Origin of the sequence: Dendronalium phyllosphericum CENA369 (genome assembly GCF_016056275.1) — a bacterium.
In the GTDB taxonomy this organism is placed as follows: domain Bacteria; phylum Cyanobacteriota; class Cyanobacteriia; order Cyanobacteriales; family Nostocaceae; genus Dendronalium; species Dendronalium phyllosphericum.
Genome location: NZ_JAECZA010000057.1, coordinates 1 through 20772 on the forward strand (window position 1 = coordinate 1; position 20772 = coordinate 20772).

Below are 20772 nucleotides of genomic sequence, written 5' to 3' on the forward strand. Positions count from 1 at the left end.
GAGCAGGGGGCAGGGAGGGGGCAGGGGAGCAAAGAAATCCTAGTACCCAGTACCCAGTCCCTAATCCCTAATCCCTAGTCCCCAATCATCAATCCCCAGTTCCCCAATCCTCTTAGATGACAGAATTATTTGTCATGCTACATTAATCATTTAAAGTTTGCGAGTTTTAGTTACCAGCAAATAGCAATAATGCTGAATTGCCTTCTTAAAAAAGCATAAAGGATAAAGGATGTAGATTCCCAGTCGTGGCATTGCTTCCGTAGGTTCATAGAAACACAGAATACTCTCGCAGTACAGCAATTGCGATAGGCTAATATCAAAATCTTTTCACTGCATCTCTCAAAAAATGGACTTCATCTATGAAAATTGGCTCTGTCGCCCATAAGGAATTATTCTGCCGGAGCTTTATGGAGACATACAGGGAATACGATCCCAAACATCTCCTCTGGCCAGAACTAGATGATGCGGCTCTTACTCGTCTTCGTAGTATACCCTTTTGGGATCAAGCTCTGGATACGGAACGGAAGGCTGGCGTTATGGTCAGTAGCTACGCAGCAACCGTGAGCGATCCTGTTTTAAAAGAAGCGATCGCTCTCCAAGGTAAAGATGAGGGAGATGAGGGAGATGAGGGAGTAGAGGCAGGGGGGCAGAGGAGATAAAACAACTGACAACTGACCTTGACTAATGACTACTATCCATACAATTTTGGTGGCTCAAGGAGCAGAGTATAAAGCTGTGTGTCGCGGTTTAAGTCGAGTTACTGGCTTAAGACCAACTATTCAGCCGATACCAGTTGGCATCCAACCTTTAACTAAGTACTTGCAGGAATGGTCAAAGGATGAAAATTTTCGGAACATTATACAGCCAAGAGTCCTAGTGATGGGTTTATGTGGCAGCTTGAATAAGCGCTATGCTATCGGGGATATTGTGTTGTACCAGAATTGTAATTACCAAGGAAATTTGCAAGAGTGCGATCGCACCTTCACGGCACAGTTACACTCTTTACTACAAGAAAATGTATCTTTAGTCAAGTCTGTGACAAGCGTTCGCGTTATTTGCTCGGCTGCGGAAAAACAGCATTTGGGCAAGACGTTGGCAACTGATGTTGTTGATATGGAAGGATTTGCTGTCCTTGATTTTTTCAAAAATATTGGAGTGGCAGTGGCAATGCTGCGAGTGGTAAGCGACGATTGCCAGCACGATATTCCTGATTTATCCTCAGCAATAAGTTCAGATGGTTCTCTTCAACCTTTACCATTAGCAATCAATTTACTGCGACAACCAATCGCCGCTACTCGACTGATTCGAGGCTCATTAAAAGGACTAAAAGTGTTAGAAGAAGTTACAAACTTGGTGTTTGGTAAATAGTCAGTTGTCAGTTGTCAGTTGTCAGTTGTCGTAGAGACGCGATTAACCCAAGTCTTTCCAAGAGTCTGTTGTCAGTTGTCAGTGGTTTTATCTCCTCTGCCTCCCTGGCTCATCCAGGATAAACTCGTCCTTTCCAGGAACCGCCGCGCCCTTGCCAGTGACGGATTGCTGAGTCTAAGGTCATTAAAGTATAGAGAAAAGCGATCGCGCTCAAGCTCAAAGCAAACCAAGGCGAACATTTATAAAAACGGATTGTGGGGGAATAAGCTAAAGACATTAAAAGCCATGCTAATAAACCTGTAAATGCGATCGCCCAATTCCCCAAAACTACACCCAAAATCACACTCACAGGTGGAACCAGATAAATCAAAGTCATGCCCACCAAAGTACCTAGTAATAACAATGGTGAATAATTCAATTGAGTATAAGCAGTACGAGCAATCATACTCCAAATAGTCTCCAAGGAAGGATAAGGACGCAAGCTGCGAGTCAAAGTACTCAATCCCAGCCAGATACGCCCAGAAGAGGCGGAAGGGGTAGGAGGATTGGGTACTGGGAACTGGGGATTGGATACTAGGATTTCTTTGCTGCTCCTCTGCCCCTCTGCTCCTCTGCCCCTCTGCCCCTCTGCCTCCCTGCCTCTCTGCTTCACGGCTTGGGCTAGGGCGCAATCATCAATTAAATCTTGGCGAATAGCTTGAATGCCGCCAATTCGCTCTAAAGCTGCTGTGCGAATCAGGATAGCACCTCCGGCGGCGGCGGCAGTTTTCTTGTTTGGGTTGTTTACCCAGCGAAAAGGATAGAGTTTTTGAAAGAAAAAGACAAAAGCTGGAATCAAAAATTTTTCCCAAAAGCCATCACATTTGAGTCTGACCATTACAGAAACTAGGTCTAAATCTTCCTGCACGGCTTTGGCAACCAGTCGGCGGAGATTGCCAGCATCATGTTCGATATCTGCATCGGTGAGAAAAAAATAGTCTGGGGTGAGTGCTTGAGCTTGCTGAATGCCTTGCTCGACAGCCCAGAGTTTGCCCGACCATCCGGGAGGTAATGATTTCCCAGAAATCAGATGAAATTGCTGGGGTTTATTTACGGCATAAGCAACCCCTTCAGCACAACCTGCTGTACCATCTGTACTGCGATCGTCTACCAAAAATACATTGAAAATACCAGGGTAGTCTTGGAGTAGGAGCGATCGCAAGGTAATTGGTAACAAGTCAGCTTCGTTACGAGCAGGAATCACAGCACAAACTGTTGGTAACGATTTTAACTGAGTTTCTCCTACCTCTAATAGCTGGTCAGAGCGCCAAAACTGCCCTCGCAAAGTCAATAATCCCACCCAAATTATTAAGGATAAAAGCGTTAGCCCTAGTATAATTACACCCATGATTAAAGAAAGCATGAAGAATAAAACAGGAAACTTTGATATTTTATACTTGGTATAAACCGTAGCGTCTAACCGTGGTATCTTTCCTTCATACTTCACACTTCATCCTTTCAGTTGATGCAAACACAAGACAGGGTAAGAGTCAAGAAAGTCGCAGCGGCGATCGCAGCCAGCCAACAGCATTTGCTGGCGATGCAATATCCCGCAGGTTACTGGTGGGCAGAGTTAGAATCTAATGTCACCATCACTGCTGAGGTTGTTCTCCTGCATAAAATTTGGGGAACAGACCTTGCAAGACCTTTACACAAAGTTGAAGCTTACCTACGCCAAGAGCAAAGGCAGCATGGAGGCTGGGAACTTTTCTATGGAGATGGTGGAGAACTCAGCACTTCAGTTGAAGCTTACATGGCGTTGAAGTTGCTAGGTGTACCAGCCACAGATCCAGCAATGAAGCGGGCGCGGTCTTTTATTCTCCAGCGAGGCGGTATCAGCAAAACTCGCATTTTCACCAAGTTGCACCTTGCCCTGATTGGATGCTATGACTGGCGCGGCATTCCCTCACTGCCACCTTGGATAATGCTTTTACCCCCAGCTTTCCCAATTAATATTTACGAGATGTCAAGCTGGGCACGCTCTAGTACTGTACCACTGTTGATTGTATGTGACAGTAAGCCAATTTTTCTGACTGACCCAACAATCAACCTAGATGAACTTTACGCCGAAGGTGTGGAGCAAGTTCGATGGGAACTACCCCAAAGTGGCGATTGGACAGATTTATTCCTGACTCTAGATCGCGGGTTTAAGTTAGCAGAAAGCTGGAATTTAGTACCTTTTCGCAAAGAAGGCATCAAAGCCGCCGAAAAGTGGATTTTAGAACGACAAGAAGCTACTGGCGACTGGGGTGGCATCATTCCTGCCATGCTAAATTCAATGCTAGCTTTGCGGTGTCTGGGCTACGACGCAAACGACCCAATTGTGGAAAGAGGTTTGCAAGCAATTGATAACTTTGCCATTGAAACAGAGGATAACTACCGAGTACAGCCTTGTGTTTCACCAGTCTGGGATACAGCTTGGGTAATGCGTGCTTTGATCGAGTCTGGCATTGCACCAGACGATCCGGCTGTTGTCAAGGCTGGAGAATGGTTACTAGAAAAGCAAATTCTAGACTACGGTGATTGGAATATCAAAAATCGCCAAGGGAAACCAGGCGCGTGGGCGTTTGAATTTGACAACCGCTTTTATCCAGATGTAGACGATTCGGCTGTGGTTGTCATGGCTTTACATCTAGCGAAACTCCCTAATGAAAAATTAAAGCAGGCTGCGATCGCTCGTGCCTTAAATTGGATTGCATCAATGCAGTGTAAACCAGGCGGTTGGGCTGCCTTCGATCTAGATAATGACCAAGATTGGCTCAACTCCATTCCCTATGGTGACTTGAAAGCCATGATTGACCCCAACACCGCAGATGTCACCGCTAGAGTACTAGAAATGCTAGGTGCTTCTAATCTATCGATTAACGGTCAAAACCTAGACCGAGCGCTTGCTTATCTGATGGAAGAACAAGAAACTGAAGGTTGTTGGTTTGGTCGTTGGGGTGTAAATTATATCTACGGCACTAGTGGCGTTCTCTCAGCATTAGCCTTGATTACTCCTCAAAAGCATCAACTCAGTATAGAAAGAGGAGTAGCTTGGTTAGTCGGATGTCAAAACCCCGATGGTGGTTGGGGCGAGACTTGCCGCAGCTACGACGACCCCAGCCTGAAAGGAAAAGGAAATAGTACTGCATCTCAAACTGCTTGGGCTTTAATTGGATTGATAGCAGCTCTTGAAGGAACTGGTAAATTAGCTCTAGAAGCGATTGAGCGAGGAATTAATTACCTTTTGGCAACACAAAAGCCAGATGGTACTTGGTTTGAGGCTGACTTTACAGGTACTGGTTTTCCTTGCCATTTTTACCTCAAATATCATATGTATCAACAATACTTTCCTTTAATTGCTCTCGGTCGCTATCAAGCCCTAATTAAAGACGCTTAATTAAAAATTTAAGAGCCGGAAGAATTATCTCTTCTGGCTCCTAGATAATAGTTGCTTTAATCAACTAAAACTAATTCTGCTTTTTGGGATGCATAGCCGTAGCCATACCCTTTAAGACAATTGTGATTGCTCAAAGCCTTAAGGTAACTGACTCTTGTACAGACGCGTAGACGCTCGTAAGAGCGGTGAGGCAGTCCGGTCTTGGGGTCTCCCCAAGTAGAGGAACTGCTGTTAGCGCAGCGTTAGCGACGCAGGAGCGTCACCCGAAGGGCTTCTCGTAAGAGTATAATCGCGTCTGTACTCCTAACTCAGCACTCAGCACTCAGCACTTTGCTATATCTGTGATTTGGAAGTAGAGGGATAATTTCACCAAAATAAATTAAGTCTTTATTTATACTAATTTAGATAATTACGGTGATTCTCTTACTGATTTTTTAATTTTTTCTGTTCCCGGCAAAATTTGCTGGTCATAACTTGTGCTTTGCTGAGTTATAGCAATTATGCCTAAGAAAATAGTACTTACTACAGCCAAAGCTAGCATAGGACGCTTAAATAAGACAAAATCTCTTATAATCCTAGCTAGAGGACTGCTTTGACGGCGCAATGCCGAACACATCATTAATTGCTTGAGAGTAAAAGGATCGCGGACATAATGACCGCTACGACAGACTACTAATCTTTCCTGGCAATAGGGACAGGTAAATAAGCCCATGTAAGCTTTAATTGGTTTTGGTTTAGCATTTCTTTGGCAAATTGGGCAAGTAACATAGTGATTATCAAAGGTGTGTATATTCATCTACCTCATCCGCCTAGTCCATTTACTCGCTCTATAACAATAGATATATTGAATTTCCTAGCAAAACTTCGTAGATTTGCCAGTATGATATAACACTAGTACCGCAGGGCAAAAATAAATATATAGTTGGAAATAAAGCAAAAGCTGATGCTCTCAACTTTGTTTCCTTCTGCCCTGTGAGTGATGCTCGTTCCGAGGCTTAGGAACTCGCGCGCTCCCTTTAGGAGAGGAATCGCTACCGCTAGGCTAACACCAACGCACTGTCTCACCTCCAGCATAGCTACTTTGTTGTACTAGCCATCCCTCGTACATCTATTGTATTTCTACTCAAGATGACTCAATGGTAGCAACACGAGTATAGCTAGATTTAGGTGAGGATGACTGCTGTTTGCTGGTTGCTTATGGTATATCCATTTAGCTTATAGATACTGTGTTGTCTTGACAAAAAAGAAGTCAGCATTCACTTGCGTTTTCAGCGCGATCGCTGACCGCTAACTATTAATTCTCTCGCATTTCACCATTCTCCCCACAAAAATTTTAATAAGTAGGATTTTTTTCACTAAAACTTTGTAAATCAAGTCAATTCAATGTACTTGTCTGGTTGATAAATAATGGCTCACAATGAGAAGTAACGGATAAAAATTTAAATTTTTTCTTACATTTACCTCGTCTCTCAATGACTCTCTTGCCTCCCACCGATTTGAGGAAGGTAACGGAACAACCTGCCTTTCCGACATCTTCTGCCCGCGCGACACAATTGATTAACCGTTTTCAACTATCTCCAGAAACAGTTGTGCTATTTTTAGCCATGTTAATTGGTGGTGGCACAGGTATGGGTGTAGTGACATTTCACTACTCGATCGAGCTGATTCATCACTTGATGCTGGAAAATTTAATGGGTGCGATCGGTGTTTGGGGTGCTTGGACTTTAGCCTGCGTTCCCAGCCTTGGTGGATTAATCGTCGGATTGATGCGCTGGCGCACTCAAGATTTTGGCCCTGGACTTTCATCTCTCATTGCTGCTTCTGAAGGTACAGAAATTAAGCAACAACTACGGCCAGTTACCAAGATGCTTGCCGCATCTGTTTCCTTGGGAAGCGGTGCTTCTTTAGGACCAGAGGGGCCAAGTGTAGAAATTGGCGCAAATTTTGGGATGTTATTGTCTTTAATACTACAAGTATCTCAAGAGCGACAGCGGTTACTTTTAGGTGCTGGTGCTGCTGCGGGATTGGCTGCTGGATTTAATGCTCCAATTGCCGGAGTATTTTTTGCTCTAGAAGTAGTCATAGGAGCTACATCTTTTGCGACTTCTGCTGTGAGTGTGGTGCTGCTAGCCGCAGTGGTAGCGGCATTAATTGCTCAAATTGGTTTAGGCGCACAACCTGCTTTTACTTTACCTGTTTACCAAGTCCTCAGTCCCTTGGAATTACCACTTTATCTGGGCTTAGGTTTAGGGGCAAGTCTAATTTCTCTGACATACACTCAATTAATTCGTTTGACAAAAGCCTGCTTTGCTGGGCGCGTACCGGGTTTTGATTTTTTGGGACGGATTCCTAAATATATTCATCCGATTATTGGCGGTGTGATGATTGGCACAGTAGCTTTGCTATTCCCGCAAATTTTAGGCACTGGTTATGAAACTGTGGAAGCAATGCTTCAGGATGTGCAATTTTCACTACTTTTATTAATTGAACTGCTAATTTTGAAACTACTAATGACTGCCATTAGTGCTGGTAGTGGTTTTGTTGGTGGTTTATTTGCGCCAGCGATGTTTCTTGGTGCTTCTTTTGGTTCGGCTTATGCCAAAATTTTAGCTTTAGTAATTCCTGGAATTGGCGAACAAATGGCTGCTCCCCCTGCTTATGCAATGGTGGGTATGGCAGCAGTTTTAGCAGCTAGTGTCAGAGCGCCATTAACTGCTATTTTGATGTTATTTGAATTGACTCGTGACTACCGCATTGTTTTACCTTTGATGGCAGCGGTAGGTTTAAGTGTTTGGTTAGTAGAACGGATGAAGCCAAATACAAACTCTAACTCTAATCTCCAGCAAATTGGTCTTTCGGAATTGAAAGACGAACAAGCAGAAATTGTGCAACACATCTTGGTAGAGGATGCCATGCTTTCTTGTCCGAAAAAACTACCTGCAACTTTAAATGTGTTAGATGCGGCTAAGGAAATGATCCGCGATCGCGCGCGTAGTGCTTTAGTAATTGATGAAGCAGAACAATTAGTTGGTATTCTTTCTTTAGAAGATATTAATCGTGCCCTTTCCTTGTGGCGAAATCAGCAAAATTCTGTAACGGAAATTTCGAGTAATTTATCCAACCAAATTCTTATCGATATCTGTACAACTGAAATTCTTTATGCTTGGCGAGATGAACCTTTATCTGAAGCTTTAGACCGCATGAGTTTGCGGGGTTTGCATCAGTTACCAGTGGTCGCACGAGACAACCACGAACGCATTTTAGGTTTGCTAGAACGAGAGCAAATTGCGTTGACATGCAACTTAGCTGTAACGCGTAAAGCACTTCATGACTCTTTACCAGTACGAGCCACAAAAAATATAGTCAGTGGTCAGTAGTCAGCGGTCAGTAGTCAGTGAAAGAGACAAACAACTGACAACTCACAACTGTCAACTGACAAATGACCATTGACTATTTATTAAGCTGTGGCTTCTGCGATTTCAAGACCTTCTTTGTCATCTGCGTCTACTTGCCTGAGACGAATATGCTTTTTCCCTAAAGTGATGAGAAACTCATCTCCTGGCTTAAGATTCATCTGTTTTGTATAAGCTGAACCTATCAGTAAGTTACCATTCGATTGCACGCTAATTCTATAGCTAGCACTGCGTCCGCCGCGACCATTAGCATTGGGCGCACTGTCTAACTGAATACCTTCGGCATCAATTAGAGCATTTAAGAATTTCATCATATTCACACGCTCTATACCATTTTTGGTAACGGTATAGTAGCCGCACTGCTTGGCTTTTTCTTCTTTGCTAAGGTTCTCTAGCTCTTTGACTTTTTTGAGCAGATCCTCCCCAACAAGGGGTTCAATTTTTTTCTGTTTAGGCATCAACTTAAGTCGAAAATGAATGAATGGTTGAAGTAGTTGAATCGATTTTATTTTAGCTGATGTTGAGCTAATAGGAACAGAATCCTTTAGTTTTTATCTCAACCTAGCCAAGTATATTACACTCATAGGCAAAATTGTTGCACGATTACCAATATTTTTAAGACTATCTATTTTAGAGAATGCTGATAAGTATCTATAGTTTGTGAATTACTGCTAGACTATATTTGTTTAAGTTTTCTAAAGTTACGCTAAAACTGAAGTATGAACTCAACCATGAAGTGTGAAGTGTAAAGGATGAAGTGAAAACAGCCCTGCTTTCGCTCCTTTATCCTTTCTGCGGGCAATTGGATAATTGCAGTATAAAACTATAAGTAAAACTGATCCCCAGTCACTACTCAAAAGTCCATAGTCTAAGAATTTCTCACCAATGACTAATGACTAAACAACAAAGCTTACCAGAATGAAACTAACTACCAGAGGACACTATAGTGTAAAGGCGTTGTTAGATTTAAGCTTACAACCAAGTTATGGGCCTGTATCTGTAAGAGCGATCGCACTTCGCCAAGATATTCCAGCTCCTTACCTTGAGAAATTACTAATAGAAATGCGCCGCGCTGGGTTAGTAAAATCAATTCGGGGTAGCATTGGGGGATATCAACTAGCAAAAGAGCCAGCACAAATCTCTATCGGACAAATTTTAGAGGCAGTCGGCGAAACTGTTACTAATTTACATCATCATACCCCCACACCAACACAAGCTGAAGATTGGGTAACATTCACTCTTTGGCACAGACTTAACCAAAAGCTCAAAGAAGCTTTATATAGTATTACTCTAGCTGACCTTTATTACGATGCTCGTAGTTGGCAAGCTTCCCTTGGTGAAGAAGCTAATTTTGTTGTTTGAAAGTGGTCAGTTGTCAGTTGTCAGTCGTTTTTGCATTGACTAATGACTACTAGCCATGACAACTGACTATTGAATAATGACTAATAATATCTACATCTTCATCATTGCTGCACTTTTAGATTACTTCATTGGCGATCCTTGGGGTTGGCCTCATCCCGTGCAATTTATGGGTTGGGTAATTTCTCGCTTCACAAAATTTTCTCTGCAATTATGTCAACATTCTCTAACACAACGACTAGCTGGAATTGTCCTAGGCATTATCTTAATCGTTGGTAGCGGCTGCGTTGGGTGGCTAATAATTCAAACTGCTAAATATTTGCATCCACTATTGGGAATTGCCATCGAAACCATTCTTTTAGCCAGCTGTTTTGCTTTTAGGAGTTTACGAGTAGCAGCAGTAGCTGTTTTACAACCTTTAACATCGGGAAATTTAGCAGAAGCGCGGAAGATTTTAAGTAATTACGTTGGTCGAGACACACAAAATCTTTCAGAAGCAGAAATTTTACGAGCCGTTTTAGAAACGGTAACAGAAAATGCCACCGATGGGGTTATGGCTCCACTTTTTTATGCAATTGTTGGTGGTTGCATACCGATTGTCGGCCCAACTTCTTTAGCTTTAGCATACAAAGCCAGCAGTACTCTTGATTCAATGGTGGGGTACAAAGAAGCACCTTATACTTATTTGGGGTGGTTCAGTGCCAGGTTAGAAGATTGCCTGACATGGTTCCCTTGTCGTTTAACAGTGCTGACCTTGGGGCTTTTATCGGGTAAACCCTTGCATGTGTGGCGGATATGTAGGCGAGATGCACTAGCAGACCCCAGTCCTAACTCTGGTTGGAGTGAGTGTGCTTATGCTGCTATTTTGGGCGTGCAAATGGGGGGTACAAATTGGTATCGCGGTGTAGCGAAACAAAAACCCCTGCTAGGAGATGCTATTTATCCCATCAATCCAACTCACATTCAGACAGCTTTGCAACTGACAAGATATTGCTTTTGGGTGTGGTTAGGGGTAGCGATCGCTATATTCTTAATACTCCCAAACCTGCATTTCTCACTCTTCTTGAGGTGAAGAAGGGGCAGAGGGGCAGAGGGGTGGAGGAGCAGAGGGGAAAGAACTTGCACAATAACTCTCCCCTGCTCCCTGCACAAGCGCAGGCTCCATCGAGATGTGGTGAGAAATCCGGGCCAAACAGGTAATGATGGATATAACTGTTGAACGCCAGTTTGCTCAACGGAGGGAACCTCCACACGCAACTGGCTTCTGTTTGACTATTATTCAGGGGTATCGGTCTGTAGCTATGTCTACTAAAGTAGTTGAAATTCTTTCATCAGAAGACCTGCGTCGTACTGTGAATCGCCTTGCTTCTCAAATTGTCGAAAGAACGCGCGATTTATCGCAATTAGTATTTCTCGGTGTTTACACTAGAGGCGTGCTATTGGCTGAATTATTGGCTCGTCAAATTGAAGTACTCGAAGGTGTCAGCGTAGCGGTGGGAGCGTTGGATATTACATTCTATCGAGACGATCTCGACCAAATCGGGTTGCGAACTCCAGCGAAAACAGAGATTTCTTTTGACCTTACAGGAAAAACGGTTGTTTTGGTAGATGATGTAATTTTCAAAGGACGGACAATTCGCGCTGCTTTGAATGCTGTAACAGAATATGGTAGACCAGAAGTGATTCGTTTGGCTGTATTAGTAGACAGAGGACATAGAGAGTTACCAATTCACCCAGATTTTATTGGTAAGCAGTTGCCTACTGCTAAAGAAGAAGTTGTGAAAGTTTACTTCCAAGATTGGGATGGACGAGATGCTGTCGAGTTGATTGCGGATTAGATTTGGTAAAAGGGACTGGGGAACTCGGGGCCCCCACGACCATAGGGAGTGGGGATTAGGGATTGGGGTAGTGGTATATCAAACGCTCATATTGTGAAATTGTGCTTTAACCCCTCCCAAATTTTGTCATAATTTCCCAGTACCCCTACCCTTCGGGTTCTCCGAAGGAGTACGGGTGACACTCGCAGGCTCGCTAACGCAGTCGCCTTGATGTAAGGGCAAACGACTGTTCGCCCCTACCAAATATTTCGGGCAACGCAGAATTAATTTTCACTCCTATGTCTATTAGGTTTCTCGAAGCAGGGCAAAGAAAATTTTGATTGAACGCCCAAGATAGTTATTGCTTTGACTTACTGGCTCAGTTAACCGCTCTATTACAATTTCTGTCTTGCCGTCTAAGGTACTACGAGCGTATCCCAAAGGTAGATCGTCATAGCCGATGGGTAATAATTTTTGCTGCGATCGCAACGGTGTGTCAACAATTAGCTTCAAAGGTTGAGTGGGTGTCACCACAGATGAGTTTTCTACCTGAGTTAACTCCAAGACATTTCCAGTTTGCTCTAGTCCGCGAGTCACAGGAAATTGAAACGATTGAATACCCAAACGAGTTGACTGGAGCATCGGCGGCAACATATTATTGCCTCTGGTAGATTGGTTGACTGTTATCAAACGAGCATTTGCTTTCAGGCTGGGATGTGACTGTAACCTCACGCCAGTCGCTAAAAAAATACTTTCGTTTCCTCTGGGTATTGATGGTTGCGGACGCACAGTTGTAATAGCGATTTGACTTGTTACCCAGTCGTCATATTCTTCTTCATCTAACATGCTAGTGAGCTTACGGCTTTGAATTTGATGCATTAAACGGTTGAGCGTTCCCTTGTGTCGCCCTCCCAATGCTCTTGTTGTATGCCGCAAATCTAACTTGTCTTGTTCGAGTAATCTCGCGTCAAATTCAGATGTACTGACAATCAGTTTGAAAATATATGTAAATTCGCTAACTCCCTGTATTAAGAGTTCGTTGGGAATCTCTGCATCAAAATTTTGACCTCCTAATGCCCAGGCTTCTTGTCCGGGCTGTAACCAAACTCCTCCAGCTTCAAATAAACTAGAATCTACTTTATATTGCTGGGTTAAATTTAGTACAGCACAATACAGCGATTTATCGCTAGTATTTTGCAGTTTGACTTTAAAAGGTGGTTTTTTCCACCTGCCATTTTCCTGACGATATTCCAAGCGAATCTCAGCAGCTGGAAATTCTTGTTCTTCCCTATAAATAGTCATTTGCACTGCATCAGGTCGAATTCTACTAGTGACAGGGCTAGAGAGTTCGGCGATATTTGTCCAACGGGCAATGTGTTCTAATCGCTGAATGACTTGCCAAGCAGTGGCAGAATTATAACCTTGAATTGGCGCGACTAAAGGACGGTCATCAACTGGGCGTGTAATTAAATATTCTCCATCATGAGCTAGTAACTTGAATTCAGCGGTTTCTGGCGTGTCAACTTCTCGAACATAAAGAGAATGCTGATTTTGCGGCCCGATTTTGAGTAAGGCGTTGCGTGCTAGGTTTACTCCTGCTACTTCTCCAACAATCGAGACTGCTTTAGGTGGTAAAGGCAAACTGGTGATCACTGCTTTGAAAGTCATGTCTAAATCTAAGTCCTTCACACCGCTGATTTGAACTTTACTTAATTGCGGTAGAACTTTAAGTACTTGAGCTTCACCTATTGCTAGGGAAAGTTGATGTAAATGTTCGTTGGTAGTATCAAAGGGAAACAATGCAAGTATTGTGGTCTCACCTGTAGCAGGTTGAGGAATGCCGTGAATAGTACCGCCATCAATTACCCAGCGGTGGTTTCTATGATAACTGACAGTGAAGTAGGGAATGCGCGATGCGATCGCTCCGCCTAAAAACGGTTGCTCTAAATCGCCCATCACCGTTGCTTCTATTTGCGGAGATTGAGCCGTTATTTTGGCGCGAACTAAGGCATTGGTACGTTTAAATAAATCTCTATAACTCAGGCTGCCATTAGCTTTTTTTAATGTATCGAGCAAAAAATAAGAAAACGCGCCTCGACTTTGCCCATCTGCATTATATTCTTTGGCTTGCTCAATATCCCGGCAAGCTGCTAACAAGATATGTTGTCCTCTGGGCAATGTCCAGCCAGTGGAATTTTTTTCTAGACTGGGCGATGACAGTTGCTCGACTTCTGCCAAAGAGAAAATGAAGCTATCTAAAGGTCGCTGGCGGCGGTCAATAGGTGCTTTGCGGACTGCCGTTTCTGTTTCTAAATCGCCACGAGTACCAGAACCAGAGTGGCAACAATCCACAATAATAGCAACGTGCGGATTGTTTTTAGCTACCTCTGCAATCAGCTTCGCTAATTCCTTATCTGCCAAATCCCAACCCCCGAAACTGCGACTGTCGTAACAAACTAAAGTTTCGTTCAGTCGGTCTGGTTCTAAAGCCCAAAACTCTTGAGGCGATTGCTCTTGACTCCCATGCCCTGAATAATAAAAAAAGGCAACATCCTCCCTGTTAGCTTGGCAAAGATGTTGACGAAAACCATCAATAATTGCTTGACGGGTAGCATCTTGATTTAAAAGCGTGCGTAAATGTATTTGGTAGCGATCGCTCGCAACCCGCCCTGATAAATATTCTGCGATCGCCGTAATATCGTTGACACAACCCTTTAAAGGCGGAACTGGACTAACGTATTCATCAATACCAACCAGTAATGCATATATATTACGATTCATATCTATTTGATTGTGTAGATATAGCTGGGGATTGGGGACTGGGTGAAAAGTCTTTTTGTGTCTAGGTTTGATCGTCTGTTTATGTCATAACACTACTGGCGGCGGCTATACTTTCAAACTTTTCTCTATTTTTGTTAGGACTTACGCAAAAACTCTTTCTAACTCTTATTACTTCGTGTCCTTTGCGGTTCGATAAATAGAGTTTTTCGGCAACTTTTGCGTAACTCCTAATTTTTTAATATTTATTATTTATTTTTTGCAATAAATATGCTTGTGTTTTTAACTGTCTGATAAATTGGATAGCTATTTAAAATTGTAAAGTTTAATTGATTATATTATGAGAAAATTAAATTTTGGTTATGCAAAAAAAGCATTTTGTATAAAACATAACTTTTTCCCAGTTAAATAACGAACTAATATCACAGTTTAAAGATTGCTATGTCAGCTTGCTGAGGTTAGCCGATTCATCAAAAGGAAAATTCATTAAGATATGAGTACACAATTTAAAAGACGCAAGTTTTTAATTTACAGCTTTGCAACTATTGGTAGCAGCATTTTTATCAAAGCTTGTGCTAACAACAGCCCAACCGCTACAAACAGTCCCGCAGCCTCTGGCAATGCTTCTCCTGTTGCTGCTACCACTGGTGACACCATCAAAGTAGGAATTTTGCACTCTCTGAGCGGCACAATGTCTATTAGTGAAAAAAGCGTTGTCGATGCCGAAAAATTAGCAATTAAAGAAATTAACGCGGCTGGTGGTGTCTTAGGTAAACAAATTCAACCAATAGTTGAAGATGGTGCTTCTAACTGGGATACTTTTAGAGAAAAAGCAACTAAGCTCATCGATCAAGATAAAGTTGCTGTAGTTTTTGGTTGCTGGACTTCTGCTAGCCGCAAGAATGTTAAACCAGTATTTGAGAGCAAAAACCATATGCTCTGGTATCCAGTGCAGTACGAAGGTCAAGAATGTTCTAAGAATATTTTTTATACTGGTGCTGCTCCCAATCAACAAATCGAACCGTCTGTTGAATGGTTGTTAAAAAATAAAGGTAAAGAATTCTTTTTAGTTGGCTCAGACTATGTTTTTCCCCGTACTGCCAACACAATTATTAAAGCTCAATTAGAAGCTTTAAGCGGAAAAACAGTTGGTGAAGATTATTTGCCATTGGGTAACACAGAAGTCACACCTATTATCACTAAAATCAAGCAAGCTTTGCCGAATGGTGGCGTAATTTATAACACGTTAAATGGTGATAGCAATGTGGCTTTCTTTAAACAATTAAAAGGCGCAGGTATGACACCTGAAAAATACCCCTCTATGTCTGTAAGTATAGCTGAAGAAGAAGTTAAAGCAATTGGTGTAGAGTATCTTAAAGGTCACTACGCTGCTTGGAATTACTTTCAGACAGTAGATACGCCTGCTAATAAAAAGTTTGTTGCAGCTTTCAAGAAAGAATATGGTGAAAATCGGGTGACAAATGACCCAATGGAAGCAGCATACATTGCAGTTTATTTGTGGAAACAAGCAGTAGAAAAAGCTGGTACTACTGACATAGCCAAGGTAAGTGCAGCAGCATACGGTCAAACCATAGATGCGCCTGAAGGCAAAGTGACAATGGATACCAATCATCACATATCTAAAATTGTACGAATTGGTCAAGTCAGGCAAGATGGTTTGTTTGATATTGTTTATGCTACGCCTGCGCCAGTTGAGCCAGTTCCCTGGAATCAGTTTGTGAAAGAGACTAAAGGATTCGCTTGTGATTGGTCTAACCCAGCTAAGGGTGGTAAGTATAAGCAAGCTTAAATAATTCGTAATTAATTACGAATTAATCGCTAAATTTTAACTGTATAGGGTGCGTTATAGCGAAGCTTAACGCACCATTATCTCGGTGCGATACTGATATTTCTTAGGGAGAAAAAGTGTTAGCAGGTTTTTTGGACGCTGTATTTAATGGTATTAGTATCGGGGCTGTATTATTAATTGCTGCCTTGGGACTAGCCATTATATTTGGATTGATGGGTGTCATCAATATGGCTCATGGCGAATTGATGATGTTCGGTGCTTATACAACATTTGTTGTACAAAATGGTTGTAAACAATTAGGCGGACTGTGGTTTGAAAGTTATATATTTTTGGCTTTGATTATTGCTTTTATCTTCACGGCTGCTGTGGGATTAATTCTCGAAAAAGGGGTGATTCGTTATCTCTATGGACGACCTCTAGAAACTCTATTAGCAACTTGGGGAGTTAGTTTGATTTTTCAGCAGTTTGTCCGCAGTGTAAATTGGGTGTTAATAATTGGTATCGCTCTATTTTCTCTCTTGTTTTTCGGAGGTTTATGGATTTTAAATTCGCGCACGAATGTGGAGAGAATTCGTAACTGGGTTGTAGCAGTATTGTTATTGCTATCGCTGGGTGTGACTTTAACAACGTGCAATTTATTGAGTCAAACTTATCAGCAAGCAGTAACTCAACCTTGGTTTGGCGCTCAAAATGTAGATGTCACAGCGCCTACTTGGTTACAAGATGGGATATCTTTATTTGGCGTACAATTGCCCTTTGCGAGATTATTTATTATTGTTTTAACGATAATTTGTGTAGCAGGAATTTATCTATTTCTCCAACGTTCTAACTGGGGATTAAGAATTCGCTCTGTGACACAAAATCGCAGTATGAGTGCTTGTTTAGGTATCCCAACTCAAAAAGTTGATGCTATCACTTTTGCACTTGGTTCGGGGTTAGCTGGTGTGGCTGGATGTGCTATTAGTTTACTCGGTTCTGTAGGCCCAAATACCGGACAAAACTATATTATCGATACTTTTATGGTGGTTGTTGTCGGTGGTGTAGGCAATTTAGCTGGTACTATTGTGGCAGCTTTGGGAATTGGTACGGCTAATTTCTTAATTGGTTCTGGTACTTTAGCTTTTTTGTTTGCTCCTGTTAAACCTTTAGCAGATTTCTTCACTTTTTTTGCTACTACAAGTATGGCTAAGGTGATGGTATTTGCGTTGATTATTGTGTTTCTACAGTGGAAGCCTGGGGGAATTTTTCCACAAAAAGGCCGTACTGTTGATGTTTAAAACGAACCGCGAAGACGCGAAGGACGCGAAGAAAGAATGAGGAAGAAGGGGGGTAGGTTCATTTTAATTGAGGTGGGGGTGGTGGTTGCGATCGCACTTATCCTCATCATAATTATGCCAGTGGTTCTTTCGGAGTTTCGCCTGAATTTGTTGGGCAGATTTTTATCGCTGGCGATTGTGGCTTTGGGTATTGATTTGATTTGGGGGTACACTGGTTTATTAAGTTTGGGACATGGCATTTTCTTTGGTTTGGGTGGATATGCGATCGCCATGTACTTGAAACTGCAAGTTCCTACTGGTGAGTTACCTGATTTCATGGGACTTTATGGAGTGACGGAACTTCCCTGGTTTTGGCAACCTTTTTATTCGTTTCCTTTGACAATTGCTGCTGTAGTATTAATTCCAGGGTTATTGGCAGGAATTTTAGGATATTTAGTATTTCGCAATCGCATCAAGGGAGTTTATTTTTCTATCTTGACGCAAGCGGCAATTATTGTCTTTTTCAATTTTTTTAACGGACAACAAAAATTATTTAATGGAACGAATGGGCTGATAGATTTTACAACTTTGTTTGGGGCAACGGTTAGCGATACGAAAACACAATTTGTTTTCTACGTTTTGACAGTGGTGTTTCTTGCAGCCACCTACGGAGTTTGTCGCTGGTTGACAAGCGGACGCTTTGGCAGATTATTGATAGCTATTCGTGATGATGAAAGTCGAGTCAGATTTTCTGGCTACGATCCTACAGATTTTAAAGTGGTGGTGTTTGCAGTTTCAGGTGCGATCGCAGGCATAGCAGGAGCATTTTACACCCTCCAAAGTGGTTCTGTATCGCCGAGAGCCATGGATATTGCTTTTTCGATTGAAATGGTGATTTGGGTGGCGGTAGGAGGACGCGCTTCTTTGATTGGGGCAATTATTGGAACTTTGTTAGTTAATTATGCCCGCGCTTTTTTAAGCGAACAATTTGCTGAAATCTGGTTATTTTTCCAAGGGGCATTATTTTTAATAGTCGTCACAGTGCTTCCTGATGGCATAGTGGGATGGTTGCGTAGTCAAAATATTCCTCTTTTCAAACGCCGTCAACAAATTGCCACATATCCCACTTTAGAAGAAGACGTTGAAGTGCAACATGAACGCCAAAATCTTAGAAACTGAAAATGTAACTGTTAGTTTTGATGGTTTTAAAGCACTAAACCAACTGAACTTTAGCATGGATGCGGGTGAATTGCGGGTAGTAATTGGCCCTAATGGTGCTGGAAAAACAACATTTCTCGATGTGATTACAGGTAAAGTGCAACCAACTGTTGGACGAGTCCTATTCAAAGGTAAAAATTTACGTTCTTTACGCGAATATCAAATTGCGCGCTTAGGAATCGGGCGTAAGTTCCAGACACCCAGAATTTACTTGAATCTAACACCGCGTGAAAATTTAGAAATTACTAGCAACCGTAACAAAAATGTTTTTTCTACACTGTTTGGGCAGCCTAATACTGCGGAAAAGAATACGATTAAAGGGCTATTAGAAACTATCGGTTTAACTACTAAAGCAGATATCCCAGCAGCTTTACTTTCTCACGGCGAGAAGCAACGTTTAGAAATTGGCATGTTAGTAGCCCAATCACCTGACTTATTGCTTGTTGATGAACCGGTGGCGGGTTTAACAGATGAAGAAACCTATAACATTGGCGAATTACTCTTAGCATTAGCGCAGAGTCATTCAATTTTAGTAATCGAACATGATATGGAATTTGTACGTCAAATTGCTCGGAAAGTCACAGTATTACATGAAGGTTCAGTGTTGTGTGAAGGCAATTTTGAAGAAGTGCAAAATGACCCCCGCGTGATTGAAGTGTATTTAGGAAAACAGGAAGAGTGAAAACGCGATCGCACTTTTTATTGACTTGGTAATTTTGGTGGGTTTGCGCTGTTAAACACCTGTTCTACTGTTAGCGCCCAATTAGCAATTACCACTGATTTTATGCTAGTCGTACCTGTAAATACCTTATCCTCATACTGTCCCTCTACCCACTGGCAAATCGTAATTTGTTGTATCTGTGGGTCAACAATCCAATACTCTAATATTTCCCTAGCCGCATATTCCGTCCGCTTGTAGCGATAATCACGAACGCGGTTCTCGGTTCCCGGAGAAACAATTTCAATTACTAGCGCAGGCGGTGGCATATCACGAGTAAGGGTAGCACGAGTAGAACCCATAAGGGCAGCATAAGATTCTTCTGTGTGAACCATTAAGTCAGGTAAACGACATCTCGCCCGTCGCCCCGTCACCTCAATTTCTGTATCTTTATGAGCAACTAAATAAAAAGGGAAATGTTTTAGTAGTTCAATGAATAAAAATCTTGCTAGGTTACTATTTTCCTGACTTTCTGGTGGCATTTCAACTAATTCTCCATCCACCAACTCATAGCGCGTGTCTGTACCATCGTCATAGGCAAGATACTCCTCAAAAGTCAGCAGTTTTTGAGTTTTCGTCGTTTGGGTCATTTGCTTTGCCCTACACAGACTACCACTGAGATATTATTGCCATTTTAATCTATGGTTCCATGAAGAAACCTTTGCTTATAGTTGTTACAGGATGCCCAGGATCGGGCAAGACCACGCTAGCGCATACTCTTGCAAGAAAGATAGGATGCCCAGCGATGTGTCGTGATGAAATCAAAGAAGGATTTGTCAATACGATGAAAAGTAGTCACGAAGCTCTCGAAAAAGACGTTAATAAAGGTATCTACAGCACATTTTTTGAAATTTTAGAATTTTTGCTATCAAAACAAATCACACTGATAGCTGAAGCAGCGTTTCAACATCATCTCTGGACACCACCGTTAGAAAAGCTTTCGCAGATATCCCAAATAAAGATAATAGTTTGTACGGTCGATCCTCATTTAGCTAGATCGCGTTTTATTCAACGAGGCTTATCCGATCCCAATAGAATAAGATTCCATGGTGACTGGGGAGTACGCGCCGCTCAAAAAGGTATCGAATTACCGTTAGTAAATTACGAGCCGCCACTTTTACCCATTCCCACGCTCGAAGTTGATACTAGTGAAGGATATCGCCCCAGCTTGAATGATATTGAATCATTTTTGCTAAAAAGTTCAGAACTTTCCACTTGCGATTCATCTGCCGAATAAGGCGCTGCACCGGAATACCCCATTTTTTTGGTTTATTGAGCTAATACCCTCGACTTGTGCTACTTCAGGAATTTCTGAATGTTCCGGCGCATCTGGTAATTTTAGAGCTACTTCTTTGACCCAGTTTATTACTGTATTATGATTAACTCCAGTCAGCCGCTCAATGGCGCGAAAACCAATGCCATTTACATACATACTTAGACATCTTTGTTTAACTTCGTCGTTGTATCCGCGTTTTGAATGTGATTCGACAAATTGGCGATCGCAAGATACACAGATATAGTTCTGTTTACCACGACGATGCCCGTTCTTACGGATAAGGTTGGATGCACAGTATAGACAGTTCATCCCTTAATTATGCAACGCCGAAATTTTAA

18 protein-coding genes are annotated in these 20772 nt (G+C 42.2%); 12 read left to right on the top strand and 6 right to left on the bottom strand.

Annotated features, from left to right (window positions below; genetic code table 11):
• Positions 1-359: 359 nt before the first annotated feature.
• Both I8752_RS14065 and I8752_RS14070 read left to right on the top strand, forming a co-directional pair.
• A complete protein-coding gene (locus I8752_RS14065) occupies positions 360-659 on the top strand; it encodes a hypothetical protein (protein WP_214432943.1) in 300 nt (99 codons plus the stop codon).
• 25 nt (positions 660-684) lie between these two features.
• Positions 685-1368: a phosphorylase family protein gene (locus tag I8752_RS14070; RefSeq protein ID WP_214432944.1), complete on the top strand. Its 684-nt coding sequence runs from the start codon at positions 685-687 to the stop codon at positions 1366-1368.
• A gap of 109 nt (positions 1369-1477) precedes the next feature.
• Here I8752_RS14070 and I8752_RS14075 read toward each other — a convergent pair whose 3' ends face one another.
• Positions 1478-2755, bottom strand: a complete 1278-nt coding sequence (locus tag I8752_RS14075) for a glycosyltransferase (protein WP_214432962.1) — start codon at positions 2753-2755, stop codon at positions 1478-1480.
• Positions 2756-2872: 117 nt separating this feature from the next.
• Between I8752_RS14075 and shc the strand changes: the two genes are divergently transcribed.
• Positions 2873-4789, top strand: coding sequence for a squalene--hopene cyclase (gene shc, locus I8752_RS14080; protein ID WP_214432945.1), 1917 nt, complete (start codon positions 2873-2875; stop codon positions 4787-4789).
• 409 nt (positions 4790-5198) lie between these two features.
• Here the strand turns inward: shc and I8752_RS14085 are convergent, their stop codons facing one another.
• Positions 5199-5585 (bottom strand): hypothetical protein, encoded by a 387-nt coding sequence (locus tag I8752_RS14085; protein ID WP_214432946.1) that lies wholly within the window; start codon positions 5583-5585, stop codon positions 5199-5201.
• Between the two features lie 676 nt (positions 5586-6261).
• Between I8752_RS14085 and I8752_RS14090 the strand changes: the two genes are divergently transcribed.
• Positions 6262-8166 (top strand): chloride channel protein, encoded by a 1905-nt coding sequence (locus tag I8752_RS14090; protein ID WP_214432947.1) that lies wholly within the window; start codon positions 6262-6264, stop codon positions 8164-8166.
• Between the two features lie 80 nt (positions 8167-8246).
• On the opposite strand, the gene I8752_RS14095 is transcribed toward I8752_RS14090, so the two are convergent.
• Positions 8247-8660 carry an AbrB family transcriptional regulator gene (locus I8752_RS14095; protein ID WP_214432948.1) on the bottom strand — a complete coding sequence of 138 codons (414 nt, stop codon included), beginning with the start codon at positions 8658-8660 and terminating at the stop codon, positions 8247-8249.
• A 460-nt stretch (positions 8661-9120) separates the two neighbouring features.
• Here I8752_RS14095 and I8752_RS14100 point away from each other — a divergent pair, with 460 nt between their 5' ends.
• The 3 genes from I8752_RS14100 to pyrR all read left to right on the top strand — a co-directional run bounded on the left by I8752_RS14100 (position 9121) and on the right by pyrR (position 11399).
• On the top strand, positions 9121-9564 hold the full coding sequence (locus tag I8752_RS14100) for an Rrf2 family transcriptional regulator (RefSeq protein ID WP_214432949.1): 444 nt from the start codon (positions 9121-9123) through the stop codon (positions 9562-9564).
• Between the two features lie 76 nt (positions 9565-9640).
• On the top strand, positions 9641-10633 hold the full coding sequence (gene cbiB, locus I8752_RS14105; protein ID WP_214432950.1) for an adenosylcobinamide-phosphate synthase CbiB: 993 nt from the start codon (positions 9641-9643) through the stop codon (positions 10631-10633).
• Positions 10634-10862: 229 nt separating this feature from the next.
• The gene (pyrR, locus tag I8752_RS14110) at positions 10863-11399 is read left to right on the top strand and encodes a bifunctional pyr operon transcriptional regulator/uracil phosphoribosyltransferase PyrR (RefSeq protein ID WP_214432963.1); all 537 of its coding nucleotides are present in this window, start codon (positions 10863-10865) and stop codon (positions 11397-11399) included.
• Positions 11400-11684: 285 nt separating this feature from the next.
• Here pyrR and I8752_RS14115 read toward each other — a convergent pair whose 3' ends face one another.
• Positions 11685-14159, bottom strand: coding sequence for a caspase family protein (locus I8752_RS14115; RefSeq protein ID WP_214432951.1), 2475 nt, complete (start codon positions 14157-14159; stop codon positions 11685-11687).
• A gap of 490 nt (positions 14160-14649) precedes the next feature.
• Between I8752_RS14115 and urtA the strand changes: the two genes are divergently transcribed.
• The 4 genes from urtA (at position 14650) to urtD (ending at position 19122) form a co-directional block, all read left to right on the top strand.
• Positions 14650-15966 carry an urea ABC transporter substrate-binding protein gene (urtA, locus tag I8752_RS14120; RefSeq protein WP_214432952.1) on the top strand — a complete coding sequence of 439 codons (1317 nt, stop codon included), beginning with the start codon at positions 14650-14652 and terminating at the stop codon, positions 15964-15966.
• A gap of 116 nt (positions 15967-16082) precedes the next feature.
• Positions 16083-17243, top strand: a complete 1161-nt coding sequence (locus I8752_RS14125; RefSeq protein WP_214432953.1) for an ABC transporter permease subunit — start codon at positions 16083-16085, stop codon at positions 17241-17243.
• 36 nt (positions 17244-17279) lie between these two features.
• Positions 17280-18401 (top strand): urea ABC transporter permease subunit UrtC, encoded by a 1122-nt coding sequence (urtC, locus tag I8752_RS14130; RefSeq protein ID WP_214432954.1) that lies wholly within the window; start codon positions 17280-17282, stop codon positions 18399-18401.
• A complete protein-coding gene (gene urtD, locus I8752_RS14135; RefSeq protein ID WP_214432955.1) occupies positions 18376-19122 on the top strand; it encodes an urea ABC transporter ATP-binding protein UrtD in 747 nt (248 codons plus the stop codon). The genes urtC and urtD overlap by 26 nt, the downstream gene beginning before the upstream one ends.
• Positions 19123-19139: 17 nt before the next feature.
• On the opposite strand, the gene I8752_RS14140 is transcribed toward urtD, so the two are convergent.
• Positions 19140-19748, bottom strand: coding sequence for a Uma2 family endonuclease (locus I8752_RS14140; protein ID WP_214432956.1), 609 nt, complete (start codon positions 19746-19748; stop codon positions 19140-19142).
• 59 nt (positions 19749-19807) lie between these two features.
• On the opposite strand from I8752_RS14140, the gene I8752_RS14145 reads away from it, so the two are divergent.
• A complete protein-coding gene (locus I8752_RS14145; RefSeq protein ID WP_214432957.1) occupies positions 19808-20395 on the top strand; it encodes an AAA family ATPase in 588 nt (195 codons plus the stop codon).
• Here I8752_RS14145 and I8752_RS14150 read toward each other — a convergent pair.
• Positions 20381-20743, bottom strand: coding sequence for an IS1 family transposase (locus I8752_RS14150; RefSeq protein ID WP_214432958.1), 363 nt, complete (start codon positions 20741-20743; stop codon positions 20381-20383). The two genes, I8752_RS14145 and I8752_RS14150, sit on opposite strands and share 15 nt — an antisense overlap.
• Between the last annotated feature and the right edge of the window lie 29 nt (positions 20744-20772).

What these genes read in the sequence shown, in the direction of transcription:
- I8752_RS14065 (WP_214432943.1), top strand. Translation starts at nt 360, where the DNA reads ATGAAAATTGGCTCTGTCGCCCATAAGGAATTATTCTGCCGGAGCTTT.
- I8752_RS14090 (WP_214432947.1), top strand. Translation starts at nt 6,262, where the DNA reads ATGACTCTCTTGCCTCCCACCGATTTGAGGAAGGTAACGGAACAACCT.
- urtD (WP_214432955.1), top strand. Translation starts at nt 18,376, where the DNA reads ATGAACGCCAAAATCTTAGAAACTGAAAATGTAACTGTTAGTTTTGAT.
- cbiB (WP_214432950.1), top strand. Translation starts at nt 9,641, where the DNA reads ATGACTAATAATATCTACATCTTCATCATTGCTGCACTTTTAGATTAC.
- urtA (WP_214432952.1), top strand. Translation starts at nt 14,650, where the DNA reads ATGAGTACACAATTTAAAAGACGCAAGTTTTTAATTTACAGCTTTGCA.
- I8752_RS14075 (WP_214432962.1), bottom strand. Translation starts at nt 2,755, where the DNA reads ATGGGTGTAATTATACTAGGGCTAACGCTTTTATCCTTAATAATTTGG.
- I8752_RS14115 (WP_214432951.1), bottom strand. Translation starts at nt 14,159, where the DNA reads ATGAATCGTAATATATATGCATTACTGGTTGGTATTGATGAATACGTT.
- I8752_RS14100 (WP_214432949.1), top strand. Translation starts at nt 9,121, where the DNA reads ATGAAACTAACTACCAGAGGACACTATAGTGTAAAGGCGTTGTTAGAT.
- I8752_RS14095 (WP_214432948.1), bottom strand. Translation starts at nt 8,660, where the DNA reads ATGCCTAAACAGAAAAAAATTGAACCCCTTGTTGGGGAGGATCTGCTC.
- I8752_RS14085 (WP_214432946.1), bottom strand. Translation starts at nt 5,585, where the DNA reads ATGAATATACACACCTTTGATAATCACTATGTTACTTGCCCAATTTGC.
- I8752_RS14150 (WP_214432958.1), bottom strand. Translation starts at nt 20,743, where the DNA reads ATGAACTGTCTATACTGTGCATCCAACCTTATCCGTAAGAACGGGCAT.
- shc (WP_214432945.1), top strand. Translation starts at nt 2,873, where the DNA reads ATGCAAACACAAGACAGGGTAAGAGTCAAGAAAGTCGCAGCGGCGATC.
- I8752_RS14140 (WP_214432956.1), bottom strand. Translation starts at nt 19,748, where the DNA reads ATGACCCAAACGACGAAAACTCAAAAACTGCTGACTTTTGAGGAGTAT.
- I8752_RS14145 (WP_214432957.1), top strand. Translation starts at nt 19,808, where the DNA reads ATGAAGAAACCTTTGCTTATAGTTGTTACAGGATGCCCAGGATCGGGC.
- I8752_RS14070 (WP_214432944.1), top strand. Translation starts at nt 685, where the DNA reads ATGACTACTATCCATACAATTTTGGTGGCTCAAGGAGCAGAGTATAAA.
- pyrR (WP_214432963.1), top strand. Translation starts at nt 10,863, where the DNA reads ATGTCTACTAAAGTAGTTGAAATTCTTTCATCAGAAGACCTGCGTCGT.
- urtC (WP_214432954.1), top strand. Translation starts at nt 17,280, where the DNA reads ATGAGGAAGAAGGGGGGTAGGTTCATTTTAATTGAGGTGGGGGTGGTG.